Origin of the sequence: uncultured Roseivirga sp. (assembly GCF_963973945.1) — a bacterium.
Lineage (GTDB): Bacteria > Bacteroidota > Bacteroidia > Cytophagales > Cyclobacteriaceae > Roseivirga.
This window is the reverse complement of record NZ_CAXBBV010000001.1, coordinates 311,558-331,697: the sequence shown is the minus strand read 5'-3', so window position 1 is coordinate 331,697 and position 20,140 is coordinate 311,558. Positions and strand designations below refer to the sequence as shown.

Below are 20,140 nucleotides of genomic sequence, written 5' to 3'. Positions count from 1 at the left end.
AAAAATTAACATGATTTAACCGCCTTTTAACAAAGCCATTTCGGTTAATTAAATACTTTCGTATCAACAACTTAAAGGTTTAAAAGATGAAACGGTCAGTGAATAAAAAAACACTTAAACTCGTGGCTTTTTTTGCCATGATCATTTTAATGGCCACCAGTTTTGATGGCTTTGCACAAACTCAAGAACGCAGTCAATCTAAGTCAGTATCTATTAATACTACTGAAGACGGTAAGGTAAAACTCAAGGTCGTTATGAAAGATGGTGACGACACAAAGACTTTTGAAAAGACTTATGATAGCTATGATGAAATCAATGGTGACCCTGATTTAGAGAAAAACGGTATTGATTTAAGCGACTGGAATTTTGGTGGGGGGAGCTCAAGCTTTGGCTCTTCAAGTTCTTTCCGAATGGGTCAAGGGCCCTCTTCTATGTTTGATTTCGACATGGACAATATGCGAAAGTATATGGAATCTATGATGCGAGGTGGTTTTGGAACCAACAATTTCTTTTTTGATTTTGATAATGACACTCCCTTTTTTATGGACATGGACTCATTGAAAAATAAACTCAATTTTCATTTCAAGAATGGAAAAATGTTCCAGAATGGCAATGAGATAATGGACATGGATTCTTTAAGAGAGGCGTTTAAAAATAAGTTTGGCGATATGAGTTTTGACTTCGATTTTGACAATGATAATGAAGACGGAAACTTTAATGCTTGGAGTTTTGGAGATGACAAGGATGAGGACGGATTTCATGTAATTTCGAGAGCACGGGTTTTTGTTCGCGCAGCAAAAGACAAGGATAAGGAAGTAGTTGGGGCCGATAAAATGGAACCGCTTGAAATCAAAGACATCAGTTTTTACCCAAACCCGAGCGATGGTAGGTTCAATTTAGAAATAGAAACCACCGATAAAGGACCACTGCAAGTAAAAATTGTAAGCCCCACAGGAAATGTAGTTTATGAGAAAACCGACTCTTCTGGAGCTGCTTCCTATAATTTCAAAATCGATATTTCAGATGAACGAGAAGGCGTATACATTTTACAAGTAATTCAGAACAATAAAACGCTTACAAAGCGAGTGATTATTGAGTAGTAAATTTTCATTCTCATTTTCTAAGAGGAAGGTTTGGTCAATCTTCCTCTTTTTTATTTTTCTACACAGTATATTTGCGCCTTAATTTATTCAAAATGGATTTAGTGAATGACCGATACACCATTCAAGGTGTAGACTTAGTGGAGCTTACCGAAACTTATGGCTCACCACTTTATGTGTATGATGCCGAAAAAATTGAAGCTCAATTTAAAAAGCTTACTTCCGCTTTTAGCGGAGTGAAGATGAAGGTAAAATATGCAACCAAGGCGTTGACTAATATTTCCATTCTTAAGCTTTTACGCAGCATCGGGTCCGAACTCGATTGTGTATCTATTCAAGAGGTGCACATGGGGTTGAAGGCAGGGTTTAAGGCCGATCAAATTCTATATACTCCCAATTGCGTTTCTTTTTCAGAAATAAAAAAAGCGGTGGATTTAGGGGTAATGATTAACCTCGATAACATTTCCATTCTAGAACAATTTGGAAACGAATTTCACAATACCGTTCCTGTCTGTATTCGCTTGAATCCGCATATTATGGCGGGAGGAAATAAGAAAATTTCAACCGGCCATGCCGATTCTAAATTTGGAATTTCGATTTACCAGCTTCAGCATATTACAAGAGTAGTAAATACCTATGGCCTCAATGTAACAGGGCTACATATGCATACGGGCTCTGATATACTAGATGCAGAAGTCTTTTTAAGAGCTGCTGCAATTTTGTTTGATGCAGCCAAAAACTTTAAAGATTTAGAATTTATCGATTTTGGAAGTGGTTTTAAAGTGGGCTATAAAGAAGCCGATATTGTAACCGATATTGAAGAACTAGGTGAAAAGTTAAGTGCGGCATTCAAAAGCTTCTGCAAGGAGTATGGCGGAGAACTGGAAATGTGGTTTGAACCAGGCAAATTTCTTGTTAGCGAATCAGGCGTGTTTCTTACCAAAACCAATGTGGTAAAAACTACACCAGCTACCGTATTCGTTGGGGTCGATTCGGGCATGAACCATTTGATTCGCCCAATGATGTACGATTCCTACCATGAAATTATGAACCTTTCTAACCCAAATGGAACCAAGCGAATTTACACTGTAGTAGGGTATATCTGCGAAACAGATACTTTTGGTTTAGATAGGAAAATGAGCGAAGTAAAAGAAGGTGACGTAATTGCTTTCAAAAATGCAGGTGCATACTCGTTCAGTATGGCCTCAAACTATAATTCAAGATTAAAGCCTGCGGAAGTTTTGATTCATAAAGGTGAAGCAAAACTGATTAGACAAAGAGAGGTTTTTGAGGATTTAGTTCGAAACCAGATTGAGATCGAAATTTAACTTAGGTTAGTTTGGTTCGATTTGTGCAGAGTATGGCTTGAAATTAATGTTGCGGCTTTTTTGTTTTACTGGCTGCGGGTTTCAAAAATATTCTCATACTTTTACTAACGATACAATCTAAGAAAGATGAAAAAAACATACATTCTATTTGCAGTATTGGCCGTTGCCACAATTTCATTCAGTTTTACAACCGTTCAGGATGCCGCTTTGAAAAAGAGCATGGCTGATGGGAAAAGTGTCTATGAAGGACTTTGCATGGCTTGCCATATGAATGAAGGGCAAGGTATAGCCAGCGTTTTTCCACCATTGGCTAAATCGGATTACTTGATGAAAGACCTCGATAGATCAATTAAAGTGTTGATTGACGGGCAACAAGGAGAAATTACTGTAAACGGAAAAAAGTATAAAGGCGCCATGCCAGCTACTGGTTTGGATGACAAAGACATTGCCGATGTACTTAATTACGTCCGAAATTCATGGGGTAATAAAGGAGATAAAGTAACAGCAGAACACGTAGCCAAGGTTCGGGCAAAAAAATAGCTGAGAATTAGATAGCCTCCAACGAGGCTATTTTTATTTGCTACCAATCGTTTTTTATCCAAGGCAGAAATACTTTTAAGAAAATGAGCGTTAAGGCTGTAATGAAAACCCTAAAAACTGGACTGATACTTTTTGTGCTAGCGACTTTTGTAGCGGCAGGCTGCAAAGAAGTTTCTGGTGATGATGATCCTAAAGACGATAGCCAAATCAGTAATCTGTTTGCTGCTGGTCAAGAAGTAGGTTCAATTGCTTCAGAAGATATTGATGAAGCTTCGGGGCTTGTAAGTAGCAGATCAAACAATAATTATTTGTGGACACACAATGATAGCGGAGGCGAACCTATTGTTTACCTTATGTCTAAAACGGGTGCAGAAGCGAGTCAGGCCAGATTAGAAGGAAGTCAAAATACAGATTGGGAAGATATTGCTATGGGGCCTGGGCCAGACGATGCTATTCAATACCTATATGTAGGCGACATAGGGGATAACCGAGCTACTAGAAACAATTTGACCATTTACAGAGTGGCTGAGCCTGATTTGAATGTGCCAAACATTCCAAGTTCACAGACCCTGTCAAATGTAGAAGCCATTAATTATGTGTATTCAAATGGAGCACGAGATGCCGAAAGCCTGATGGTTGATCCGTTGACCAAAGACATTTACATAGTTTCTAAACGAGAATCTCAAGTGGGTCTTTACGTATTACCATTTCCGCAGTCGGTAGTAGAAATGGATACGGCCGAATTCATTATGAGCATGCCTTATACAGGCTTTGTAGGAGGTGACATTTCTTTTGATGGTACAGAAGTTTTAATCAAAACTTACTTTGAGGTTTATCATTGGGCAAGACCTAACGGAGTAACCATAAAGGATGCCTTAAGTGAAAAGCCTAGCAGATTGATGTATACAGCTGAACCACAAGGAGAAGCCATCTGCTTTTCAACAGATGGCTCCGGATTTTATACTGTAAGTGAAAAGAATTCTGCTGATCCTGTTCCCTTGTTTTTTTATAGAAGAAACTAACTGGCGCTAATCGTATTTAAGGTTGCGGTGAAGGCATTATAATATGATCTTCCAATCGGAATCTTTTTGTCATCCATATGTACGTGGTTGGTATCAATAGCCGTAACAGCATCCACTTGAACAACAAACGATTTATGCACCCTCAGAAATTTATCTTTAGGAAGCTTGTCAGTGATTTCTTTCAATGACTTCCTTACGGTGTAACTCCTATCTTTTGTAGCATGCAGGGTAATATGATTTCCATCTGCCTCTATCCATATTAAATCAGAATACTTTACTTTTTCAAGTAAACTCTTCTTCTTAATAAAGATTGAATCGTTACTGTAAGTGGTTGGGTTAGTGTTGAAAAGGTTTTGGCCTGAGCTTGCTGCAATCCTATTCTTGTTAAATAGTGCTACCTCAATAGCCGCATAAACATCATCTTTGGTAAAGGGTTTTACTATAAAACCTAGTGGGCGAGTATGTTTTGCGCGATTAACAGTTTCCTTATCTGAGTATGAGGTAATGTAAACAAAAGGCACTTTATATTGCTCATGAATAATGCCTCCTAATTCAATTCCATCTTGGTCGCCCTTGATCTTTACATCCAGTAATATAAGATCGGGCAGTGAAGCTTTAATTGCTTTGATCGCCTGGTTTGCCGAATTGGCTATTTCGGTTTGTTCATAGCCGAAAATGCCTAGCATTTCTTGAAGGTTTTCCGCAATAAAAGGTTCATCTTCAACTATGAGAATTCTTGGCGATTGGTCATAGTCATTGTTGATTACAGCCATTTAAATTTCTATTTAGGTGTGTTGGGTGAATTGTTTTTTTGTCAGTAATTACTGAATATGCTATCTTAAATTTAGACAAATTAATTCACAGAGGCCATAGTTGTTATGCAAAACGTTTTCGATGATTCTACAGACGAAATACCAGATACAAACGCAAAAGGTATCAATTACGAGTCTGTAGTCAAAAACCTCTATGAAGTTGTTTGGAGCATCAACATGTCGGTAGAGCCTTATGAAATTATTTATCTTAACGATCCGCTGAGCCGAACTCCAGGAGAAGTTTATAAAAAAGCTGCTACCACCATTGAGGAGTGGCAAAACACCATTCACCCCGAAGACCAAGAGCGAATTTTAGATGAAGTTGTCAGTGTTCTTAATTTAGGAAGTGGCAATTACGCTTATAGGGCCTTACGCGGAGAGGACAATTATCGGTATGTGAGGGATAGGGTGAAGGTATACTATGAAAACGGTAAACCTGTTCGACTAGATGGAATCACTACTGATATTGACGACATCAGAAAATCCAGAAGAGATTTAGAGCTTAGCCAACAGCGCCTTAAAAGCATTGTAGAAGCCTTGCCTGACCCTGTTTTTATTTCTACACAAAACACGGGAAAAGCAATTTTTGCAAACGAGATGCTTTTTGAAGTGTATGGAATGAAGCCCAATGAATTTTTGGGGAAAAAGGTGATTCAGTTTTATCAAAACTTTGAAGGGCGAAAGTCATACCTCGAAACTCTGGTGAAAAATGGATCGGTGCAAAACCATGAGCTCATGCTCCAGAATAGTAAAGGAGCGTCATATTGGGTCAGTGCTTCTACTATGCCATTGGAGTTTCAAAACGAGCCTTGTTACATTACTATTCTACAAGACATTACGGTTAGAAAATCACTTGAAAGAGAATTAAAGCAAAGTAATGACCGCTACCAACTTGCAGTGGAGGGTACTAATGATGTGATTTGGGAATATGATTTCAAAAAATCTAGCTCATACCTTTCTCCGCAGTTTTGGGAGGCGATGGACCTAAAGCCAAAGAAGAACCCACTGGATAAAAACTTGTTGGCCAAGTTTATTCATGAAGAAGACCGAGTGGAGTTTTTGCAACTCATTCACAACAAGTTTGAAACAAAGAATGAAGAACTGGAAATGGAAACCAGAATGGTGGGTAAGGATGGTAAAATTCTTTGGATTTTCGTAAAGGCAAAAATACTGTATAGTGGTGGTAAAGGTCGCCCAAGAAAGATCGTTGGCTCATTGTCCAACATTACTTCTTTAAAACAAGCGCAGTCAAAACTGAGAGAAAGTGAAGCGAAATACAAGCTTATTTCTGAAAACTCCAGCGACTGCATTTGTCTACAAAGCCCAGATGGCACATTCATATTTGTAAGCCCATCTTGTAAAGATATTATAGGCTATGATTCTTCTGAGTTAGAGCAATTGAGGTTACGCGAATTTATAGAAAAGGATGACCTAATTCAGGTGTCGCAAGCCATGCTTAATGTAATTAACCAGAGCACTAAAATGGCCAGCGTTACTTTTAAAGCCAAGCATAAAAGAGGGTATGATGTATGGCTAGAAAGTAGGGGGGGATTAATTACAGATACAGAAGGAGATCCTTTGTATTTATTAACCTCCACTAGGGATGTAACCGAGCGCTTTATTGCCGCTCAAAAGCTGAAAGAAAGCCAAGAGCGGTATAAGCTGATTACCGAAAACTCACACGACATTGTTACGCTCATGGATACCGAAGGTGTTTATGATTTTGTGTCGCCTTCAGTAAAAGAAATGCTGGGGTACGAAATCAATGAGGTTTTGGGAAGGAAGATTTCCTCATTTATTCATCCGCAAGATTTAGACGAAGTGGTGAGGGAGCTTGATAAAACAGTTGAGGAAAAGCTAAAAGACCATAAAATGACCTTCCGATATAAAAACAAGGAAGGCGATTGGCGATGGATGGAAGCGCAGGAAGGTGTTATTTTGGACGATGCCGGCCGAATAATTTACATAAGAAGTAATCAGAGAGATATTACCGAGAAAATTTTAACCCAACAGAAACTTCAAGAAAAGGAAGAACAATACAAACTAGTGTCGGAAAACTCTGGAGACGTGATTGCCTTGCAAGATTTTGAAGGCAGAATTTCTTTCATTTCCCCCTCATCTAAATTTTTACTTGGCTATGCACAAGATGCACTATTGGATACTTTTTATTCTGATTTAATTCACCCAGAAGAACAGCCTTTTGTTCAATCCATTATTAACCAAGTAGTTGAAAATAAGAGTAAGAACGTTAAGGTTACTTATAGAATTCAGGCTGAAGACGAGCAATGGATTTGGGTTGAATCATCATACAGTTCCATAGAAGATTCAAACGGTAACTTTTTATACCTACAATCTTCTACTCGCGATATTTCTGAAAGAATTAAAGCTTTGGAAAAAGAAAGGCAGTTGGGTAAACTCAAGTCGAGTTTTATTTCTATGGCCTCGCATGAATTTAGAACTCCACTTACCACAATTCAGTCCAGTAATGAACTGATCAATATGTATTTGGATGCAGACCCTGAGCCTAACACCAAATTGAAAAAGCACGTGGGCCGAATAAGAGCGGAATTGGAGCGAATGAATTCCTTGCTTAAGGATGTTTTCACGCTGGGCAGGTTAGATGTAGGTAAAACAGTAATTAAAAAAGACATTACTTCTTTAACAGGCATTGTAAAACAGGTGGTTTTAGAGAACAGCGTTCAGCATAAATCCAGAAATGTTAAAGTCAGTATTAAAGGACAGGAAAGACAGATTGAATTGGATAGCCAATTAATAGGTCACTCACTTTCTAACTTAATTAATAACGCTCTTAAATACTCGGAGAACAGACCAGACCCCGAGGTAATTATTATTTATAAGAAAGTGGGCGTTTGTGTAGAAATAAAAGACTACGGAATCGGAATCCCTGAGAAAGACCAGAAAGGGCTTTTCGAATCTTTTTCTCGCGCCACAAATGTAGGCGATATTGAAGGAACGGGCTTAGGACTAATTATCGTTAAGAATTTTGTCGAGATTCATGAGGGTACAGTTACCTTTAAAAGTGAGCTTGGTAAAGGCACCTCGTTCTTTGTTAATTTACCAGAAGTATAACTTCTTTTTCTCTATTAAAAATAGAAGCCAAACTTTACTAGAGGCATTACGCTTTCTTCGGAAACCGCCAAAAGAACATTAATAGCGGCAAAGTTGAATGGAGTAATGTAGACCCCGCCACCATAGCCGTGGTGAATTTTATTAGATTCCTCATTGTCTACCCAAACACGGCCTAAGTCGTTAAACAAAATCATTCCTACTTGGGAAGGGAAGTAGAAAGACCTCCAATCGAAGAGCTTCACTCTCATTTCTACCTGGTGATACAAGCTGCTTTCGCCTGAAAAACGGTACCTTCTATAGCCCCTTAAAGTGTTAAACCCATCCAATTGAGCCGACTGGAAAAACTCATAATCTCCCAGCGTTTTTTGGTAACCCATTCTGGTAGCAAACACGGTTCTAGAAGGCTCGTGAAAGCTCCATCTGAAAGAAGCATCGGTTTTGAGCTGGGCACTATTACCAGAAAAGGAATTAAAACCAGCGTTGTAGTCTAAAACAGCATTAAAGTTCAGTCCGCTCTTTGGAATTAGCTGATCTGATGTTTCATTAAAGTGAAAACCAACAGTTCCTCCCGCGTAAACTTTCTGTTCAAAAACGCTTGCCCCTAAAGGGGCGGTATTGGCAAAGTCATTAATAAATCTATCTGAGCTTTCTTCTACCTCTATGGCCTGAAAGGTAGGCCCAAAATTTAGAGAAGCATTCTTTCCAAGGTTTAGGGTAAACGTTGGTCTTACAGAATATTCTTCAAACCTAGTACGATAATATCGCTCTTCAATGTCTTTATCGTAAGGCGTTTCGTTGCCCATTCCAAAAAAGTTGTTCACAAAATTGGGCGCCTTAGCTTCGGCTGATAATGAGAAGTCTAGCTTTCCAAGTGCATCAATAATGTCCAGATCGTATGAGAACTGATAAGATGATGTTCCTATCGCATAATTGCCCAAAACCTTATGTTTGGTGGCATAAGGCGCCTTTCTAAAACCATCGGTTTTTATATACACACCTCCTCCTAAGAACAGACCATCATCAGCATTGTAGTTTACCGATGCTAAAGGAGCCAAAAGGTTAAAATCAAATTCTTGGCGATTGTATGCATTTATATTAGGGTCTTTATCGGTAGTTAAGTTTTTGGTTTCATTACTAGTTATTAGCTCAGTACCCGTTTTTTCATCATAAACAATAGTCTTTTTTGAAAGGCCTCTCACTTGGCTGCTGTCTTCAATGATGTCATCGTCAGCCCCTGCTATAATCCTTACTTTAATGCCTTTATTTACTTCTCCTGTAATTTCATACCTGTCATTTCCATCGAAACCAAAAAGCCTTATCTCATCGGTTTCTGAGGTTTTGAAGGTTCTTTGGTAAATAATTTTATCTAGGTTTCCTTTTTTAGAGATTTTATGAACAGTCACTTTTGTATGTTCATCATCAAGCCGCTCTACTTTAAAAAGCTCCTGTTTGTCGCTCGCTAAAACATCTACTTCTTTTGAAATCAATGAGTAATAATCCTTGGCATATTTTTCAAGGTTATCTCTTCTGTTTTTGAGCTTGCGAATAATCTCTTCGCCATGTAAATCATAAATTTCATCGGGCCATTGCCTTATAGATTTTTCAATGATTTCATCGGTTAGGGCAGCCTTTAGTTCACGTGCTTGTTCCACCCAACTTTCCATGGAAACTTCCGTCATAAAAATTCGGTCGAAGTAACGAATACGGTAACTTCCTAAGCTAGGCAGGTAGTCTATGTCGTCATGAAAACCTCTGAGTGCGGGTTGGGCCCATTTTGAGGAGGCAATTTTTTTGAAGATGCCTTCCCCTGCAAAAAAGGCTACATCCCTATCTCTTGGAATAGGCTTGTAAAGTTTTTCATCATCCTTTTTATCGTATTCTACCCATCTCCATTGGTCGTCATGACGATCCCAGTCGCCAATCCAGAAATCAAAAAGCCGATTTCGAGCTACAAAAACTTGATCTACATGGTTGTCATTATCATTTCTAAGTTTTTCATACAAATCTGGGCTTGACAGCACATCGTCTCCACTTCCAAAAAAAGGCTCTTCAATATTTTCTTTATTTGGCCTTTCTTCGAATAAAGCGAGTGTATTTGCGAAATCCTGTTGGTGTAGCCCAAATCTTGGGTCGTTTGGAATGTAAACCACTTTTGGGTTAGTATGGAAGATTCCTGCAGCATCGGCTAAAGGAGGAAGAATGAAAGGAGCGTATGGGTGTGAGGCTGAAATACCATCCTGAACAATGGACTTTATAAAAGTTTTTCTGAACTCGGGGGGTAAGGTAAGGGCTGGGTTTTTATCCATAGACCTCAGCACGTATTGCTTTCCGTTTTTGGCTTCTAACCTAAGCGAAATGGTTTGATGTCCTCCTCCTCTTTTAAGAATTTCTAATCCTCCTTTTTCACTTCCAATATCGAAAACAGGGACTTTAATTTTAGTCGCCCATTCATTTCGATAGTTTTCTCCAAACATTTTTATGTGGAAATTACTTCGAACATGATAGAGTTCACTTGCTGCAAAAACAGTGTCTTGTCCAACATATGACAGGTTGGTGAATTTTTTTAGTAAATCTTCTGGAGCTGGTTTAAATGGCTTTTCTGAAAGTACTGTGGCGTAAATCTCAGAAGGTTTTTCTTCTTCTGGAGTAATAAACCTTAACTCAGTTTTTCCATTTGCATAGTAATCTAAGCGTCCATAGCCCATGGTGTTTGTAGCGAACAGTGCATCACCTTTTTGCTTTACATGGGCATTGTTTTTTGATCCGGCTCCGCTTACTACAAAGTCCATCCCCTCTTTCTGAATATGCTGAAGTGCGTGCTCATGGCCTGCTACATCTACAATGTCGGGGTGATTTTTCATAAGTGAAACCATTGCATCACGAAACTGGCGGTATACAGGGTGGGCTGTGTCTTGAATGTTGCCGAACCACTTTCTGTAAAGTGGATAAATAGAGCCTAAAATGGGTAAAGGGATGTAAAGATTTTTTGTTTTGCTTGAGGCGGTAAGTGGAAAGAGGTGGTCTTTTACACTGAATATTCCTCCATGAATTCCATAAGTGTACATGGGGTGATGCGAAGCCACAATCACTTTTTTGTGAGCATTTCTCTTTAGTGCATCTTGAAAATTCGCTGCCACTTCTACCAGCGTGGTGGCCTCACAGTCCGAGCCTTCACCCGGTTTATCACCCCGATGTAAAAACCATTGGGTGTCAATTACTATGAGTGTAATTTTTTCGTTGAGATCAATTTCAACTGGCCCTGGGCAACCCCTTGTGGGAATCCAGACATCTTGGCTATCCAATTTATTTTCAACATACTTCTCTTGTATTTGCAGCCAATCAAACCCATCGGGCCTTCCTTGTGCCCAGTCGTGATTACCAGGGACAAATATTTTCTTCCCCTTAAAGTCTTTTACCGCATTGATTTGCCCATCTATCGCAATTTCAGCTTCTGCCCTTAATTTATGGCCTTTTGGAGGCATTCCTTGAGGGTAAATATTATCACCAAGAAAAATTACACTACCTCGATCTCCTACTTTTTCAAGCTCGGTTTTAAGCAAATCCAAGACTGGGTTTTTACCGGGTTCGCCCGCATCGCCTACCAAAAAAACAGAATATATAGGTGCTTCTTGCTCTTGGAAACTATACGCTGATGTTCCGAATAAGATAAGACTAGCAATAACTAGGGCAATGTTTTTCATAGAGTTATAAACTGCTGTAAAAATAAGTTATTCAAATTAATGCACTCAATTTTGCTTCATATTGAAGCGGAGAATTGTGCCCCCATTATCGTTTTCATTCGATACAAATAAATCTCCATTGGGCATAAAGGCAATACCTTCTGGCTGAGGAAAAAGACTTCTCTTTAAAATGCTCAAATTTTTTGGGCTACCGTCATTGTTAAACACCACAAGAGCAGAGCCAACGGAAGCAATCATATAGATTTCACCACTTATTGGATGAACCGCAATTCCTGATGGACGGAATTTAGAGCTATCTGAACCCAAAACACGCTCAAGGTCTTTGTCTTTTAAAACAAAAAGGGGTGTTTTGGTGAACTCTTTAGTAGTAAGGTTATAGCCATAAACTGCTTTTCCTTTCACTTTCACATGGTCAGTATCTCCCTTTCCCTTTAAAGCAATAAGTAGCGTGTTGGTAGATTTGTCGTAGCCCAGACCTTCTACATCATTTTCTGAAGTAAACGGAGTGTCTATAGATTCTACTACACCCTCAATGTCAATATTGAACTTATATAGCTTGCCATTGCTTTTTATAGCATACATGTCTTTACCAACTAACTCTAAACCTTCAAAATCGCCATTGCCTTCAAACCTTATGCGTTTAACAATCTCTTTTTTATCAAGGTCATAAACGTAAATTCTGCCTTGCTCATCGTTGAGCGTGGCTAATTGATTGGGCCCATAATAACTAAGAGCGGATATTTCTTCTAGCACGGAAGGAAGACGGTATTTAACGGAGGGGGATTCAAGGTTATAAGGAAAACTTTCTTTGCCTTGACCCCAAGCTGAAAATTGAAGAGTGATTAAGTATACGATAATGAATAGAATGGGCGTTCGTTTCATGCTCATGCAAACAAAAGTAACAGATATATAATTCACGGCAGTAGGTACTTTTATGTTATGTGAAATGAGCAGATTATATTTAAGCAATGATTGATCAGAATTCGATACTAGAAAAGGTGGCATCGTACGCAGAAAAAACCCTCGAAAAGGAGATTTCTTCTGACTTTGTTTACCACGACCTCTATCATACTACGCGGGTAGTTAAGGCCGCTAAAATGATTGGTAAGGAAAGCGGGCTTTCTGAAGAAGAGCTTGAAATAGTAACGATTGCTGCTTGGTTTCACGATTTAGGGTATTGTTTTGGTTGTATTAAGCATGAAAAGGCGAGTGCCAAATTAGCACTAGAGTTTTTGCGTAAAGAGGGTTACCCTGAAGAAAAGATTGCCAAAGTGGAAGGCTGTATTATGGCCACACAAATGCCTCAATCTCCCAAAAACCTGCTCGAAGAAGTATTATGCGATGCGGATTTGCATCATTTGGCATGTTCGGATTATAGCGTGATGTCTGAAAAGATGCACGTTGAAATAGAGAAAATTAAGGGGTATGAAATAAAGGAAGAAGATTGGAATAGCATGAATTTCAATTTTTTTAAAGACCACCGTTACTTTACTAATTATGGCAAGCAATACTTAGAGCCAATAAAAAAACAAAACCTTAAGTCAATTAAAAAGAAAACTAAGGTGTCGAACAAAGACGATAAATACATAAAGAAGCTCGAAGAGAAAATCGAAAAGCTAGAAGGCAAAGTAGCACTTAAGCCCGAAAGAGGAATTGAAACTATGTTTCGAACCACCTCTAAGAATCACCTAGAACTAAGTGCAATGGCAGATAACAAGGCCAACATTATGATTTCAGTAAACACCATTATTATTTCTGTGGTGGTTTCTGTTTTGGTGAGAAAACTTTACGAGTACCCAAATTTGGTTATTCCTACTATGATGCTCATAGTGGTTTGTTTGGTCACTATTGTGTTGGCGATTTTAGCTACCAGGCCTAACGTTTCTTCAGGAGTGTTTACAGATGAAGATGTTTTAAACAAAAAAACCAACCTCCTCTTCTTTGGTAACTTTCATAAAATGAAGTTAGACCGCTACCAATGGGGTATGCGCGAAATGATGAAAGATGGAGACTACCTTTATGGCAGCTTAACCAAAGACATTTACTTTTTGGGAGTAGTACTTGGTAAAAAATATCGCCTTCTAAGATTGTGCTATACCACCTTTATGATAGGCTTTGTGCTCTCTATTTTGGCGTTTTTGTGTGCTATGATGTTCTTCCCACCCCAAGATATTCCAAGTTTCTACACTTTTTAACTACTCAAGGGCTCGATTTAAATCATCAAACAATTTGGGCTTGTTAATAATCCTAATGGATTATTTTTTGAGCGGCATGCCTATGGTCGGCATTTAATGTAACTTCAAGAAGAGTGTTCAAACTCAGTTACTTAACTGTTAAAGTCGGCAAGATGATTAAAAACTACTTAAAAATAGCTGTTAGAAGTATTCTGAAAAACCCTGGCTATTCGGGCATTAACATTTTTGGTTTAACGCTGGGCATCACCTGCTTTCTCTTCATTTTTTTGGTCGTTCAGTACGAACTCAGTTTCGATCGGTTTCATAAAGACTCTGACCTTATTTACAGAGTAGATAATGCATTATTACTAAGTAGTGGAGAATACAAATACCCAAATGGGCCAAGCGGCATTGGTCCTTCATTGGTAGTTGAGGTGCCAGAGGTAACAGCTTTTACGCGATTAACGGGGAATGGCCAACAACAAATTTTTGAAGTAAGCAATGAGCTGTATCCCGTTGAGGGTACTTTTTATGCTGACTCTACCTTTTTCGAGTTTTTTGATTTTGAACTGATTCATGGAGACCGAGCCGAGGTATTGGATGAGCCACTAATGGCAGTGCTTACAGAAAAGTCTGCTTTGCGATTTTTTGGCAGAAAGGATGTAGTGGGAGAAATATTAACCTTGAAGGGAAACAATGATGCCCGCTATTTGGTGAGCGGGGTAATGGCCGATGTGCCAGCCAACTCACATATGAATTTTGATTTATTACTCTCTATAGAAACGCTCCGTAACCCAAACAACCCTACAAGCCTCAATAGCTGGAATGCAGGAGGAGCATTTACCTACATTAAGCTTAACTCACCAAAATCGGCAGAGTTGGTAGCTCAGAAAATGCTTGATTTGAAGGCGAAGTATGTAGAAGAAAGTAACAGTATTATGGTTAACCCAACTTTGGTTGCTATGACGGACATTCACCTGAAATCAAATTTGAGAAATGAAATGAAGCCTAATGGGAGTACGGATGTAGTCTATGTTTTTTCTGCCATTGCCATCTTCATCCTCTTAATAGCAGCAATCAATTATATGAATTTAGCCACCGCCCGATCTGCCAAACGAGCAAAAGAGGTAGGTGTTAGAAAAGTGCTTGGAGCCTATAAGAAGCAATTGGTTGCTCAATTTATGGGTGAGTCTGTGGTGCTAGCTATTATTTCCGCTTTACTATCCATCGCTGTTATTGGGGCTACAATTAACCTAATGGCAGATTTCACAGGTAAAGCGCTAACTATCGATATGCTATTTCAGCTTAAGGTTATTGCTGTATTGCTAGCTGTGGTGGTGCTTATTGGTTTTGGTTCAGGTATTTATCCTGCCCTTTTTCTTTCATCCTTTAAACCAGTGGTAGTGCTCAAGGGCAAACTTTCGCCAGGAATGAACAGCTCAGGAAGTTTAAGAAAAGGATTGGTCATTTTTCAGTTCGCCATTTCTATTATGTTGATGATAGGCACCTATACAGTTTATAATCAGCTGACTTATATGAAGAATAAGTCCTTGGGGTTTCAGAAGAAGGACATGTTGGTGATTTCAAATGCCCGAAATGCCGTAACACCTCAACTCAACGCTTTCAAGAATGAATTGATGAAAAACCCTTCCATAGAAAGTGTAACCTCTTCTATGAGTAAACCAGGAGGCTTAAGGCCCATTATCTTTATAAAGTCTGAAACTGTGATAGACGATGAAGGCAAGCTGAATTTGGCAGGTATTAGTACAGACTTCGATTACATGAATACTTTCGGTATTGAGATTCTGAAAGGCCGCGACTTCGACAAAAGCATACCAACCGATTCTACACAGAGCATTTTGTTAAATCAGCAAGCAGCCAGAGAGCTCAATATACTTGAAGATCCTGTTGGTAAAATTATTCAAATTAGTCAGGGGCAAAACTGGGTAAACAAAAGAGTAATTGGTTTGGTAGCTGATGTTAACTTCGAGCCCCTGCAACGTAAAACAGAAGCAACCATGTATGGGACTTTGTACGGTTCCAACCTTTTTATTTATGTCAAAGTAAGACCCGATAGAGTGGCGGAATCCATTGAATTTGCCCGCACTACTTGGGAACAGTTTGCTCCTCAACAACCTTTTCAATATTCATTTTTAGAAGATGATTTAAATCAACTTTATCAATCAGAAGAGCAACTCAGTCAGGTGGTGATTTTCTTTGCTATACTTACAGTTATCATTGCTTGCCTTGGATTATTTGGTCTAGCGTCTTTTGCTACTGAGCAGCGCATTAAAGAAATAGGAGTAAGAAAAGTGTTGGGCGCTTCGGTGGCCCAAGTGCTTCTTTTGCTGTCTAAAGATTTTATTGTTTTGATTTTAGTGGCGTTTTTGATTGCTGCGCCAGCTGCCTATTTACTATCAGATTGGTGGCTTCAAAACTTTGCTTTCAAAGTCAACGTAGGAGCTATAACTTTCTTTTTAGCAGGAGTAGGTGCATTGTTGATTGCGCTAACAACAATTAGCTATAAAACCCTAAATGCAGCAAGGTCTAACCCTGTAAAGGCGCTACGAATTGACTGATTTGAGTGTCAAAATCGAACGTATGTGATCGGTAATGAACACATTTAAAGATGTTTATTTTGCTTAACTACTTAGTATGAATAAATTAGGCCTTGGCATGTTAATTGGTAAATGCAGAAAGGTCAGAATCTAAATCAACCGCAATGATTAAACTAAACGATGTCGATAAATTTGTCGATTCAAAATATCAAAGAACCTTTATTCTAAAGGGTATCGATCTAGAAATAAAGCAAGGCGAATTTGTTACCATAATGGGCCCTAGTGGCGCAGGAAAATCTACGGTAATGAATATTATCGGAATGCTCGATGAGCCATCTCAGGGTGAGTACTACTTTTTGGATGAGCCTATCCATAAAATGAAAGAACGAAAACGCTCCGAACTTCATAAACACCATATCGGATTCGTTTTTCAGGCCTATCACTTAATTGATGAACTTACGGTTTACGAAAATATAGAAACACCACTTTTGTATAAAGGAGTAAAATCTGCGGAAAGAAAAAGCTTGGTAGCTGAAATGCTTGATCGCTTCCAAATGGTGGCGAAAAAAGACCTTTTCCCAGAGCAGCTTTCAGGTGGGCAGCAGCAGTTGGTAGGTGTAGCGCGTGCGCTAATTGGGCAACCCAAATTGCTATTGGCCGATGAGCCAACTGGTAATCTACATTCCGACCAAGCTGAAGAAATCATGAAGCTATTTCAAAAACTAAATAGCGAAGGAATGACGATTGTTCAAGTAACACATTCCAAAGAAAATGCCGCGTATGGCAAACGAACCATCAATATTGTGGATGGTGCTATTGATACAGATGATACGCATTAATTGTTATTGGTCGCCCTTTGAAATTGAAAGCTACCTAAGTGTAGCTTTTTTTATTTCTTAGATTCATCGTTTACTTCTTTAAAATAAGACCTTAAAAAAGCATTTGAGCCTGCTAGATTTTTTGAATACGTTTTGGCATTTTCAATATTAAGATATCCATTTCCAATTGCCATTACTAACGCTATTCGGATATGTGGCTCATAGAAAAACTGTTTATAGAAAATTAGCATAACAGTATCAATACTTATTATAATCGTTGTGATTAGTAGCGCTTGTTTGAGCTTTAGCTTAGCGAGAAAACCAAAAATGAGTAATAACACCGGCAACATAAAGTATTGAAAATATGGTGCTCCTTCAAAGGATTCCAACAACAAGTAAACCGATCCAGAATTAAGAAATATTAGTGGTTCATTTTTGAATATGACACTCAATGCAGAGAGGGTTGTTCCAATAATGATTATATCAATTAGTATGAATGAAAGCCTTGTTGAAAATAAGGCTTTACTGTTTAAATTTTCTCGCCTATGATATTTTTGAGCTTCTTTCAATCCATAGTCCTTGTTCAGACTATATTCAGGGCAGTCAGCAATAAATGTAGGCTTTTTTCGAGTTAAGCCGCAAACAACCCCACTATACTTATCAAATGCTCGGTTTGTACATTGTTTACAAAAGAATAGTTTGTCATCAAGTGAAAGTTCCTTTGGCTGCTCCAAGAGGTGTTTTTTTAGAACCTCCTCTGCTAGATCAATAGAGTTGAAAATTCTGTCATTATTGGCTATTATAACTTTGTTACTTAAGAAGGCATTTAAAAAAACATGCTCATTTTCTAAAACTGACCTCAGTATAACATCTACTTTTTTCTGATCACGATAATGAAACCAAATTAAGGTGAATAGAAGAGTGAGGATATTTAACCCTAGATTTAAATTTGATTCAATAATTACTGAATAAACTAAGGCGGCCAAGAGTATGCTATAAACTAAATGTCTGTAATTATAGGTGAAAGGTGTCGCTAAAAGAGCTATTGGGAAACAAAGCAAAGCAAGTAAGCTCCATGGACTTATAATTAAGGCACTGGCAAAAATTGTTAAAAGTAAGATTAGGGGAATAGTATTTAATGATACATATACTGCTCTTTCTAAAATAGAAGAACTTTCTTCAAAACTTTCAAGAGGTATATCTTGATTCACAAATATCTTAATATCTCCGTTTTTTAGTTTTTGCTTTATGGAATCAAATGAAGTGGCTGGTAGGAGACTTTTGACATCGGCTACCTTGAGGTCAGTCAGGTCGACTTGATCAAACTCTAAGATCAAAGGGAATGGATTTGCTTCCATAGTCGCGTTAAGTTATGGATTCAAGATATGCTAAATTCTCAATGTCTACTTTTTTATATCTAATGAATGTAGCTTGTTGCTTAGAGATTTCCCTTCACCTTATACAATTGCCACCAAGGTGTTCCTGGGGAATCATGATGCTCATAGTGGTAACCAAAGAAGTAACAGCTTAAAAAGGCCCATAGGTGGTTTTTACTTTGGCTTCGCGAAAAGTGTTTGTTTTCAGGTTCGTGATGGCCTTTATGGGGTAAGTAAGTGCCGAAATAGAAAAGCTGAAAAGTAGAAAGTACGGCAGGTAACATCCAGAAAAGAGTCAGGTTTTCTACGGGAAAATAAAGTTTCAACACATTAAAGCTAATGGCCATTAATACAATTTGCTGCCAAGTGACGTACTGCTTTAGAAAGCTGAAGTACCAAGGGAAAAAACCACCATGGTGGTAATCAGGGTCTTTATCCGTAGCCACATATCGATGATGTTCATGGTGTTTGGGGAAAAGCTTATGATAGAAGTTGAAGCTAAAAAGTAAAGCACTTACAGTGCCTATTAGCTTATTGGTTTGTCTATTCTTAGAAATCGTACCATGCATGCCATCGTGAGCGGTAATGAAAAGCCCCGTATATAAATGCATTTGAAGAAAGACTAATAGGTAGGTAAATGGGGAGGAAAAGTTAATATTTAAATTTAGGGCGAATACAAGACAGACAGCCCAAGCCATAATAATGATTAGCGCGATAATCACCCCAAAATGATTCTTGATGCTATTCATACTACAAAGAAAGGAATATTCAGTTAGAGATGTTGCAAGTGTTGCTGAACCTCTTGCATGAGCCACATTGGGGTGGAGGTAGCTCCACAAATTCCAACACGCTCATTTTTACTAAACCATTCTGCTTTCAAATCGGCAACCGAAGAAACAAAGTAGGTGTTTGGGTTTTGGTCTAAACATACATTATAAAGCACCTTTCCGTTTGAAGATTTTGTGCCGCTTACAAACACAATTCTATCGTAGTTTTTGGCAAAATCCCTAAGCTCTTTATCTCTATTAGACACTTGGCGGCAAATCGTATCATTTGTGTTCACCCTAATTCCGTTTTCAGCCAATACTTTATTGATTTCATAAAAACTATCGGTGCTTTTTGTGGTTTGGCTGTAGAGGGTTATTTCTTTAGGCATAGTAGCCAAATCAAGTTCTTCTAGGTTTTGGAAAACTATGGCTTCTTCATTTGTTTGACCCAAAAGCCCTACTACTTCTGCATGGCCATGTTTGCCATAGATGTAAATCTTTTCTTCCTTATCAAACGAGTTTTTAATTCTATTCTGAAGTTTTAAAACTACTGGGCACGAAGCATCAATCAGTTCAATGTTGTTTTCTAGCGCCAACTGGTAAGTTGAAGGAGGTTCGCCATGCGCTCGAATTAATACAGATGCATTTTTGATATGCTTAAATTCTTCGTGATTAATAATCTTTAACCCCTTTGATTCCAATCGCCTTACCTCTTCGTCATTGTGTACAATGTCGCCCAAACAATAAAGCATACCTGTTTCGTCCAAAATGTCTTCAGCCATTTCAATGGCATAAACTACTCCGAAGCAAAAACCTGAATTAGGGTCGATTTCTACAGTTAGGTCAAACATGCG

At 38.5% G+C, this 20,140-nt stretch carries 14 protein-coding genes; 8 read left to right on the top strand and 6 right to left on the bottom strand.

Annotated features, from left to right (window positions below):
* Positions 1–86: 86 nt before the first annotated feature.
* The 4 genes from AAC026_RS01585 (at position 87) to AAC026_RS01570 (ending at position 3,990) form a co-directional block, all read left to right on the top strand.
* The gene (locus tag AAC026_RS01585) at positions 87–1,100 is read left to right on the top strand and encodes a T9SS type A sorting domain-containing protein (RefSeq protein ID WP_339694471.1); all 1,014 of its coding nucleotides are present in this window, start codon (positions 87–89) and stop codon (positions 1,098–1,100) included.
* Between the two features lie 95 nt (positions 1,101–1,195).
* Positions 1,196–2,428 (top strand): diaminopimelate decarboxylase, encoded by a 1,233-nt coding sequence (gene lysA, locus AAC026_RS01580; RefSeq protein ID WP_339694469.1) that lies wholly within the window; start codon positions 1,196–1,198, stop codon positions 2,426–2,428.
* A gap of 126 nt (positions 2,429–2,554) precedes the next feature.
* On the top strand, positions 2,555–2,968 hold the full coding sequence (locus AAC026_RS01575; protein ID WP_339607486.1) for a cytochrome c: 414 nt from the start codon (positions 2,555–2,557) through the stop codon (positions 2,966–2,968).
* Positions 2,969–3,051: 83 nt separating this feature from the next.
* Positions 3,052–3,990, top strand: coding sequence for a hypothetical protein (locus tag AAC026_RS01570; RefSeq protein ID WP_339694467.1), 939 nt, complete (start codon positions 3,052–3,054; stop codon positions 3,988–3,990).
* On the opposite strand, the gene AAC026_RS01565 is transcribed toward AAC026_RS01570, so the two are convergent.
* Complete coding sequence (locus AAC026_RS01565; RefSeq protein ID WP_339607488.1) at positions 3,987–4,763, bottom strand: response regulator; 777 nt, start codon at positions 4,761–4,763, stop codon at positions 3,987–3,989. The two genes, AAC026_RS01570 and AAC026_RS01565, sit on opposite strands and share 4 nt — an antisense overlap.
* A gap of 105 nt (positions 4,764–4,868) precedes the next feature.
* Between AAC026_RS01565 and AAC026_RS01560 the strand changes: the two genes are divergently transcribed.
* Complete coding sequence (locus AAC026_RS01560; protein ID WP_339694465.1) at positions 4,869–7,892, top strand: PAS domain S-box protein; 3,024 nt, start codon at positions 4,869–4,871, stop codon at positions 7,890–7,892.
* Positions 7,893–7,906: 14 nt separating this feature from the next.
* Here AAC026_RS01560 and AAC026_RS01555 read toward each other — a convergent pair whose 3' ends face one another.
* Together AAC026_RS01555 and AAC026_RS01550 are read right to left on the bottom strand one after the other, a co-directional pair.
* Positions 7,907–11,593, bottom strand: a complete 3,687-nt coding sequence (locus tag AAC026_RS01555) for a metallophosphoesterase (RefSeq protein WP_339694463.1) — start codon at positions 11,591–11,593, stop codon at positions 7,907–7,909.
* A 45-nt stretch (positions 11,594–11,638) separates the two neighbouring features.
* Positions 11,639–12,481 (bottom strand): SdiA-regulated domain-containing protein, encoded by an 843-nt coding sequence (locus tag AAC026_RS01550; RefSeq protein WP_339694461.1) that lies wholly within the window; start codon positions 12,479–12,481, stop codon positions 11,639–11,641.
* Positions 12,482–12,561: 80 nt separating this feature from the next.
* Between AAC026_RS01550 and AAC026_RS01545 the strand changes: the two genes are divergently transcribed.
* The 3 genes from AAC026_RS01545 to AAC026_RS01535 all read left to right on the top strand — a co-directional run bounded on the left by AAC026_RS01545 (position 12,562) and on the right by AAC026_RS01535 (position 17,164).
* Entirely contained in the window at positions 12,562–13,788 is a 1,227-nt protein-coding gene (locus AAC026_RS01545) for a Pycsar system effector family protein (protein WP_339694459.1), read from the top strand.
* Positions 13,789–13,940: 152 nt separating this feature from the next.
* Positions 13,941–16,346: an ABC transporter permease gene (locus tag AAC026_RS01540; protein ID WP_339694456.1), complete on the top strand. Its 2,406-nt coding sequence runs from the start codon at positions 13,941–13,943 to the stop codon at positions 16,344–16,346.
* A gap of 143 nt (positions 16,347–16,489) precedes the next feature.
* A complete protein-coding gene (locus tag AAC026_RS01535; RefSeq protein ID WP_339607724.1) occupies positions 16,490–17,164 on the top strand; it encodes an ABC transporter ATP-binding protein in 675 nt (224 codons plus the stop codon).
* A 50-nt stretch (positions 17,165–17,214) separates the two neighbouring features.
* On the opposite strand, the gene AAC026_RS01530 is transcribed toward AAC026_RS01535, so the two are convergent.
* From AAC026_RS01530 to AAC026_RS01520, 3 genes are all read right to left on the bottom strand, one after another.
* Entirely contained in the window at positions 17,215–18,501 is a 1,287-nt protein-coding gene (locus AAC026_RS01530) for a hypothetical protein (RefSeq protein ID WP_339694452.1), read from the bottom strand.
* An 80-nt stretch (positions 18,502–18,581) separates the two neighbouring features.
* A complete protein-coding gene (locus AAC026_RS01525; protein ID WP_339694449.1) occupies positions 18,582–19,268 on the bottom strand; it encodes a fatty acid desaturase in 687 nt (228 codons plus the stop codon).
* Positions 19,269–19,291: 23 nt separating this feature from the next.
* Entirely contained in the window at positions 19,292–20,137 is an 846-nt protein-coding gene (locus tag AAC026_RS01520) for a 4-hydroxy-3-methylbut-2-enyl diphosphate reductase (protein WP_339607730.1), read from the bottom strand.
* Between the last annotated feature and the right edge of the window lie 3 nt (positions 20,138–20,140).

Bases quoted from the DNA above. Each gene is read 5' to 3' on its own strand.
- AAC026_RS01575 (WP_339607486.1), top strand. From the start codon at position 2,555: ATGAAAAAAACATACATTCTATTTGCAGTATTGGCCGTTGCCACAATT.
- AAC026_RS01525 (WP_339694449.1), bottom strand. From the start codon at position 19,268: ATGAATAGCATCAAGAATCATTTTGGGGTGATTATCGCGCTAATCATT.
- AAC026_RS01535 (WP_339607724.1), top strand. From the start codon at position 16,490: ATGATTAAACTAAACGATGTCGATAAATTTGTCGATTCAAAATATCAA.
- AAC026_RS01540 (WP_339694456.1), top strand. From the start codon at position 13,941: ATGATTAAAAACTACTTAAAAATAGCTGTTAGAAGTATTCTGAAAAAC.
- AAC026_RS01560 (WP_339694465.1), top strand. From the start codon at position 4,869: ATGCAAAACGTTTTCGATGATTCTACAGACGAAATACCAGATACAAAC.
- AAC026_RS01520 (WP_339607730.1), bottom strand. From the start codon at position 20,137: ATGTTTGACCTAACTGTAGAAATCGACCCTAATTCAGGTTTTTGCTTC.
- AAC026_RS01550 (WP_339694461.1), bottom strand. From the start codon at position 12,481: ATGAGCATGAAACGAACGCCCATTCTATTCATTATCGTATACTTAATC.
- AAC026_RS01585 (WP_339694471.1), top strand. From the start codon at position 87: ATGAAACGGTCAGTGAATAAAAAAACACTTAAACTCGTGGCTTTTTTT.
- AAC026_RS01565 (WP_339607488.1), bottom strand. From the start codon at position 4,763: ATGGCTGTAATCAACAATGACTATGACCAATCGCCAAGAATTCTCATA.
- AAC026_RS01555 (WP_339694463.1), bottom strand. From the start codon at position 11,593: ATGAAAAACATTGCCCTAGTTATTGCTAGTCTTATCTTATTCGGAACA.
- AAC026_RS01545 (WP_339694459.1), top strand. From the start codon at position 12,562: ATGATTGATCAGAATTCGATACTAGAAAAGGTGGCATCGTACGCAGAA.
- AAC026_RS01570 (WP_339694467.1), top strand. From the start codon at position 3,052: ATGAGCGTTAAGGCTGTAATGAAAACCCTAAAAACTGGACTGATACTT.
- lysA (WP_339694469.1), top strand. From the start codon at position 1,196: ATGGATTTAGTGAATGACCGATACACCATTCAAGGTGTAGACTTAGTG.
- AAC026_RS01530 (WP_339694452.1), bottom strand. From the start codon at position 18,501: ATGGAAGCAAATCCATTCCCTTTGATCTTAGAGTTTGATCAAGTCGAC.